7 protein-coding genes are annotated in these 6,709 nt (G+C 67.1%); 5 read left to right on the top strand and 2 right to left on the bottom strand.

The genetic code is table 11. The features are described from left to right. Positions 1–668 precede the first annotated feature (668 nt). Genes fabG through DM816_RS39160 form a run of 4 tightly spaced genes read left to right on the top strand, consistent with a single transcriptional unit; the run spans position 669 to position 3,924 of the window. A complete protein-coding gene (gene fabG, locus DM816_RS39175) occupies positions 669–1,382 on the top strand; it encodes a 3-oxoacyl-[acyl-carrier-protein] reductase (protein ID WP_117215540.1) in 714 nt (237 codons plus the stop codon). Beyond that, positions 1,382–2,143 carry an enoyl-ACP reductase FabI gene (gene fabI, locus DM816_RS39170; RefSeq protein WP_117215539.1) on the top strand — a complete coding sequence of 254 codons (762 nt, stop codon included), beginning with the start codon at positions 1,382–1,384 and terminating at the stop codon, positions 2,141–2,143. The genes fabG and fabI overlap by 1 nt, the downstream gene beginning before the upstream one ends. A gap of 10 nt (positions 2,144–2,153) precedes the next feature. Continuing rightward, entirely contained in the window at positions 2,154–3,143 is a 990-nt protein-coding gene (locus tag DM816_RS39165) for a ferrochelatase (RefSeq protein ID WP_117215538.1), read from the top strand. Between the two features lie 7 nt (positions 3,144–3,150). Further along, complete coding sequence (locus DM816_RS39160) at positions 3,151–3,924, top strand: HAD-IIA family hydrolase (protein ID WP_117215537.1); 774 nt, start codon at positions 3,151–3,153, stop codon at positions 3,922–3,924. On the opposite strand, the gene DM816_RS39155 is transcribed toward DM816_RS39160, so the two are convergent. Then, positions 3,921–4,907 (bottom strand): cellulose binding domain-containing protein, encoded by a 987-nt coding sequence (locus DM816_RS39155; RefSeq protein ID WP_117215536.1) that lies wholly within the window; start codon positions 4,905–4,907, stop codon positions 3,921–3,923. The genes DM816_RS39160 and DM816_RS39155 overlap by 4 nt on opposite strands. A 77-nt stretch (positions 4,908–4,984) precedes the next feature. Continuing rightward, on the bottom strand, positions 4,985–5,719 hold the full coding sequence (locus DM816_RS39150) for a DUF3097 family protein (RefSeq protein WP_117215535.1): 735 nt from the start codon (positions 5,717–5,719) through the stop codon (positions 4,985–4,987). 49 nt (positions 5,720–5,768) lie between these two features. Between DM816_RS39150 and DM816_RS39145 the strand changes: the two genes are divergently transcribed. Then, complete coding sequence (locus DM816_RS39145) at positions 5,769–6,548, top strand: hypothetical protein (protein ID WP_117215534.1); 780 nt, start codon at positions 5,769–5,771, stop codon at positions 6,546–6,548. Positions 6,549–6,709 lie beyond the last annotated feature (161 nt).

The raw sequence follows: 6,709 nt of genomic DNA, 5'->3' as shown, positions 1-6,709 counted from the left end.
GCCTTCAGCCTCCTCTGGACCCCCCACCTCCCCCTGTAACCAACCCCTCCCCACCCTCTTCCTGGTTGATCATGAACTCAAGTCCATGTTGGACGGTGTGTCATCGCATCAACCTCATGGTCAATCCGGCCGGTGTTGACCATGAGGTTGATGCCGCGACACGCCGCTGAACATGACGCAAGTTCATGATCGACGCGAAGGGAGGAGGCGGATGGTTACTTGGCGAGGATCATGAAGATGGTGGCGACCCAGGTGGCTGCGAGGGTGAAGCCCAGTGGGGCGATGTAACGGCTCATAAGAACTCCCGTGGCTGTCGATGATGGACAAACAGGCGCACATGAAGTCACGGCCAAGCCGCGCCGCACCGAAGAAGGGCGGCGGCTAGTGGAGCGTCAGAATTGGTGCCCGGCCGTGACTGGGAGGATCGCTATCTCGCATAGCGAGTCACCTCCTTCAGTCCAGCCCAGCTGGGCACACTGCTCACAAACGACGTTGATAGTAGCCTACGTGACGCCATCCCCTACATCAGCCGTTTGGCGACACTCGGATTGTCAGTATCCGACAAAATCGTTAGTTGGATTTCGTGCCTTGCCCATCCGTGGCGACGGCGGGCGCTCGCCATAGGGTAAGTCCCGGACCCAGCACCCGACGTCGACAGGAGCTCGAACATGGCCCGAACCGTCCTCGTGACCGGTGGCAACAGGGGCATCGGCCTTGCCATCGCGCAGGCCTTCGCCAAGCAGGGGGACCGGGTGGCGATCACCCACCGGGGCAACTTCGACCCGGCGAGCCTGCCGGAGGCGTTCGCCGTCACGTGCGACATCACCGATTCGGCGGCGGTCGACGCGGCGTTCACGGCCGTCGAGCAGGAGCTCGGCCCGGTCGAGGTGCTCGTGGCCAACGCGGGGATCACCGACGACACGCTCATCATGCGCATGTCCGAGGAGCAGTTCTCCCGGGTCATCGACACCAATCTCACGGGTGCGTTCCGCTGCGCCAAGCGGGCCAGCATGAAGATGCTGCGCCAGCGCTGGGGCCGGATCATCTTCATCTCGTCGGTGGTCGGGCTCTACGGCGGTCCGGGGCAGGTGAACTACGCGGCGAGCAAGGCGGGGCTGGTGGGCATGGCCCGCTCGCTGACCCGCGAGATCGCCTCGCGCAACATCACGGCCAACGTGGTGGCCCCCGGATTCATCGACACCGACATGACGGCCGCGCTGCCCGAGGAGCGCAAGGCCGAGATCCTGCGAGCGATCCCGGCCGGGCGGCTCGCCAGCGCGGAGGAGGTCGCCAGCGTGGTCGCCTGGATCGCGGGCGACTCGGCCGGATACATCAACGGCGCCGTCATCCCGGTCGACGGCGGACTAGGAATGGGGCACTAATGCTGTTGGAAGGCAAGCGCGTTCTGGTAACCGGTGTGCTGACCGAGCAGTCGATCGCGTTCAGCGTCGCGAAGATCGCTCAGGAGCAGGGCGCGAAGGTGGTGCTCACCGGCTTCGGGCGGATGTCGCTGGTGGAGCGGATCGCCAAGCGTCTGCCGATGGAGGCGCCGGTCATCGAGCTCGACGTGACCAACGCAGAGCAATTGGCCGGGTTGGCCGGCCACGTGCGGTCCTATGTGGATGGTCTGGACGGGGTGGTGCATTCCATCGGGTTCGCGCCGCAGAGCGCACTGGGCGGCAACTTCCTGGACTCGTCCTGGGAGGACGTCGCAACCGCCGTGCACGTTTCGACATACTCATATAAGGCTCTGGCCATGGCGACCCTGCCGCTGATGGAAAAGGGCGGCTCGATCGTGGGGCTCACGTTCGACGCGACCATCGCCTGGCCAGTGTACGACTGGATGGGCGTGGCCAAGGCCGGGCTTGAGTCCACCTCCCGCTATTTGGCGCGCTACCTGGGGGGCAGGGGCATCCGCAGCAACCTGGTCTCGGCGGGCCCGCTGCGCACGATGGCAGCCAAGTCCATCCCCGGGTTCGAGAAGTTCGAGGAAAACTGGGTCGAGCGGGCACCGCTGGGGTGGGCCCTGTCCGATACCGAGCCCGCGGCGAAGGCGGTCGTGGCGCTGCTGTCGGACTGGTTCCCGGCCACCACGGGTGAGATCGTCCACGTCGACGGTGGCTATCACGCCGTGGGTGCTTAGTCTTTAGGGCATGTATGACGCGTTCCTCCTGCTCTCGTTCGGCGGACCGGAGCATCCCGACCAGGTGATGCCGTTCCTGGAGAACGTGACCAGGGGGCGCGGCGTGCCGGCCGAGCGCCTCGCCGAGGTGGCCGAGCACTATATGCGCTTCGGCGGGGTGTCGCCGATCAACCAGCAGTGCCGCGAGCTGCGCGCCGCGATCGAGGCCGACTTCGCGGCCAACGGGGTGAACCTGCCGGTTTACTGGGGCAACCGCAACTGGCACCCGATGGTCGAGGACACGATGGCCCGCATGCGCGCCGACGGCGTCAAGCGGGCGATGGCGTTCGCCACGAGCGGGTTCGGGTCGTATTCGTCGTGCCGGCAGTACCTGGAGGACCTCGTGCGCGGAGGCCAACCCCCGGTTGTTGACAAGCTGCGCCACTACCATGACCACCCGGGTTACGTGGAGCCGTTCATCGACGCCAAGCGCGAGGCGTTGAAGAAGCTCGACCCGGGGTTGCCCACCCGGCTCGTGTTCACGGCACACTCCATCCCGGTGAGCATGGCCCGCTCGGCCGGACCCGCGGGCGGGCGTTACGAAGCCCAGCTGCGCGAGACCGCCGCCCTGGTCGCGGAGCCGGGCGAGGCGTGGGATCTGGTGTGGCAGAGCCGGTCCGGGCCGCCGCACATCCCGTGGCTGGAGCCCGACGTCAACGACCACCTGCGCGTGCTCGCCAAAGAAGGCGTGGCCCAGGTCGTGGTGGTGCCGATCGGGTTCATCTCCGACCATCTGGAGGTCCTGTGGGACCTCGACGAGCAAGCCGCCGCCACGGCGCGTGAGCTGGGGCTGGGCTTCGCCCGCGCGGCCACGCCCGGCACCGACCCCCGCTTTGTGGCCATGGTCCGTGACCTAGTGGTGGAGCGGACGTCCTCCGGTACGCCGAGAGCACAGCTCGGTAAGCTCGATCACTGGGATGTGTGCCCCGCACACTGCTGCCCAGCACCGGCCCGACGATAGGAGCACGATGGCCAAGGAGATCGCGGCATGGCTCACCGACATGGACGGTGTGCTGGTGCACGAGGGCGTGCCCGTCCCCGGCGCCACCGACTTCATCGGCAAGCTGCGCCAGGCGGGCAAGCCGTTTCTGGTGCTGACCAACAACTCCATCTACACGCCGCGCGATCTGCACGCCCGGCTCACCCGGCTCGGCTTCGACCTGCCGGAGGAGGCGATCTGGACGTCGGCCCTGGCGACCGCGAGGTTTCTGTCGGATCAGCGCCCGGGTGGCACGGCCTATGTCATCGGCGAGGCGGGGTTGACGACGGCACTGCACGCGGCCGGATACATTATGACGGATTTCGATCCGGATTACGTGGTGCTCGGCGAGACCCGCAACTACAGCTTCGAGGCCATCACCACGGCGGTCCGGCTGATCAGCAAGGGCGCGCGGTTCATCTGCACCAACCCCGACGTGACCGGACCGTCCAATGAGGGTCTGCTGCCCGCGGCCGGCTCCGTGGCCGCGATGATCACGAAGGCGACCGGCGTCGAGCCGTATTTCGTTGGCAAGCCCAATCCGATGATGATGCGCTCGGCGTTGAACCGGATCGGCGCGCATTCGGAGACCGCCGCCATGATCGGCGATCGGATGGACACCGATGTCCTTTGTGGACTGGAGGCGGGGCTGCACACCATCCTCGTGCTGACCGGGATTGCCACGAAGGCCGATGTGGAACGGTTTCCCTACCGGCCTTCGCGGGTTATCGCCTCGGTCGCCGATCTGATCGACGAGGTTTAGTTACAGGGTCGCCCGTTGAGGGTGAACGAGGTGGGGTTGCCGTTGGTGCCGCTCCATGTGCCCATGAAGCCGAACGTCACGGACCCGCCGTTGGCCGCGATGACGGCGTTGTAGGGCATGTTGGTCACCGTGACTGTGGCCCCGGACTGGGTGGGCACACCGCTCCACAGGTTGGTAATGGTCTGTCCGTTCGGGAACGTCCACATCAGACTCCAGCCGTGGATGGCGGTCGGGCCGGTGTTGATGATGCGGACCTCGCCGACGAAGCCGTTCGCCCATTGGCTGGACACACGATAGGCGACGGTGCACGTGGGCTGAGGAGTCCCGGTGGTGGTCACGGTGAGCGGGGGAGCCGGCGCGGATTCGTTGCCGGGCACGTCCACGGCCGTGGCCACGAAGCGGTATTGCGTGCCGGGCGTGAGCCCGGTGACCACCACGGACCAGGGCGAGGTCCGCGGCACGGAAGCCACGAGGGTGTAGGGACCGGTGGCGAGCGCCTGGTAGATCCGGAACGTCTCGAAATCGCCGTAGAACACGCCGGACCACCTGAGCCGGACCGAGGTGTCGGTGATCTCGGAGGCGGTGAACCCGATGACGGGACCGGGTGGTTCGAGGTCGCCGGGCAGGGTGGTCACCGTGATCGGGGGAGAGGCTTGCGAGCGTTTGCCCGACGTGTCGACGGCGGTGACATAGAACATGCTGACCGAGCCCCGGCGCAGCCCGGTGACCGTGGCGGTGGGCTCGGCCGGCGTGGCGACGCGCTCGACGATGTCGGTGTAGTACCGCCAGACCTCGTAGTGCGACACGCCCACGTCGTCCGTGGACGGTGGCCAGGTGAGCATCACGCTGGTTTCGGTGATGTTCGAGGCGACGGGTGTGCCGGGGGCGGTTGGCGGGCTGGTGTCGGCCGCGTGTGCGGGCGCGGCCTGGGCTAACACGAGGACGGCGGTGGCACCGAGCAGCCCGAGTGATCGGATTCGCATGGACACACTCCAAGGATCGTTGTTGTTCGATGGGAGCGCTTCCAAGCGTGCGGGCAAGCCATGCCCGGTGTCAATGTTCAGGATGCCGTCACGTGGTCGATGAGCCGTTCGACGGCGTTGACGAGCGGCGTTTCCAGGTCGTGGTAACTGTCCACCCGAGACAGCACGGTCTGCCAGAGATCGTCTCGTCCCAATGCGCGGGAAACGCCCTCCTTCCACGGGATCCCGCGCGGCACCTCGGGCCACGCGCGCAGGCCCAGCTTCGCGGGCTTGACGGCGGCCCACACATCGACGAATGGATGGCCTGCGATGAGAACATGAGCACTGTCCACCTCGGAGGCGAGACGGGTCTCCTTGCTGCCCGCGACGAGGTGATCCAGCAGGATGCCGAGCCGGCGCCTGGAGCCCGGCTCGAATTCCTCTATGAGCGCCACCAGATTGTCCGCGCCGTGCATCGGCTCGACGACGATCGCCTCCGCGCGCAGGTCGTGCCCCCACACCTTCTCGATCAGCTCGGCGTCGTGGGTGCCCTCCACCCAGATGCGGCTCGCCTTGGCGACCTGCGCGCGCTGCCGCGGCGCGAGCACCGAGCCCGACTTGCTCACCAGCCGTTGCTGTTTGGCCGTGGGACGCACCAGCGTGGCGATCTCACCGTCCACAAGGAACGCCGCCGGAGCGAGTGGGAAATATCGCACCTTGCCGAAACGGTCCTCAAGCGCGACCGCGCCGTGCTCATAACCGACGATCGCTCCGCAGTAACCGCTCTCCGCACACTCGACAACCATCCCGAATTCGGCTTCCACCACGCGCATCGCGCAAGAATATGAGACAAGAGAGTGAGCAGCACGTACCCTTGCTGGCATGTCCCCCACAGCGCACGCGGTGACCCTGACCGCGCGCCGGTCGGCCCGCCTGGTCAGCTGGGCCCGTGCCTGGCGCGCCGGGCTCGTGTCGTTTGACGAGATGCTCGACGCGCTCGACGATGGCGAAGAGCAGCATGTCGATGGGTTGCCCGGCACTTGGCGCGAGGTCGAGCTGCGCGAGGCACTGCCGCACCTGGCCAAGCTGCACCCCGACGAGATCCGGCTGGTGCTGCCGGTGCCCGGCGACCCGCGTGGCCTGCCCGGGCCCGGTTCGCCGTTCACCGAGCGTGCCCTGCTCGCAGGCGAGGGCGTGATCGCCTCCCGGCTGGGGTTGATTCCCGAGGCGCGCCAGCACACCTCGGGTTCCGGTGACACGTTCGCGACGGTTCTGTGGCATGTTTTTGAATTTTTAGAAGCTCCTCGGGGGTACGAGGTCCCGCTCGCCGAGGCCGACGCCAACCTCAGCACGGCCCTGGCCGAGTCCACCAAGCAGCTGGTGCGCCTCGACGTCGCGCAGTGGCGGCCCGAGCTCGCGGGCGCGCTCGCCGCGGTGCGCAAGCCTGGCCCCGAGTCCGACCTTCCGGCGGGCTACGAGCCGCGGGCGCGGCGACTCTACGCCCGCGCGTGCGTGGTGGATCGGGTCGTGACGCTCGCGAGCCAGACCTCCGGTGCGGCGGTCAACATCATGGAGATGCGGGCGCGCGAGGACGCCTTGCGCCCCTTGGCTGCGGCATGCCGCGAGGCACTCGTGTCGGCGTGCAATTCCCCGCTTGGTTAGGGGGTTTGACACCGTTGCGGCGAAGCCGTGCTTTTGCGCGGTTAAGGTCGGCGCGCAGCGTCCGACATTGACCGCTGCGGGGGTTGGGGTTTTAACTTTGTTCAGGCGAAGCCGTGCTTTTGCGCGGTTAAGGTCGGCGCGCAGCGTCCGACATTGACCGC

It is taken from the genome of Allorhizocola rhizosphaerae, assembly GCF_003426775.1.
GTDB classification, from domain to species: Bacteria; Actinomycetota; Actinomycetes; order Mycobacteriales; family Micromonosporaceae; genus Allorhizocola; species Allorhizocola rhizosphaerae.
This window is presented reverse-complemented; position numbering and strand designations above follow the sequence as displayed.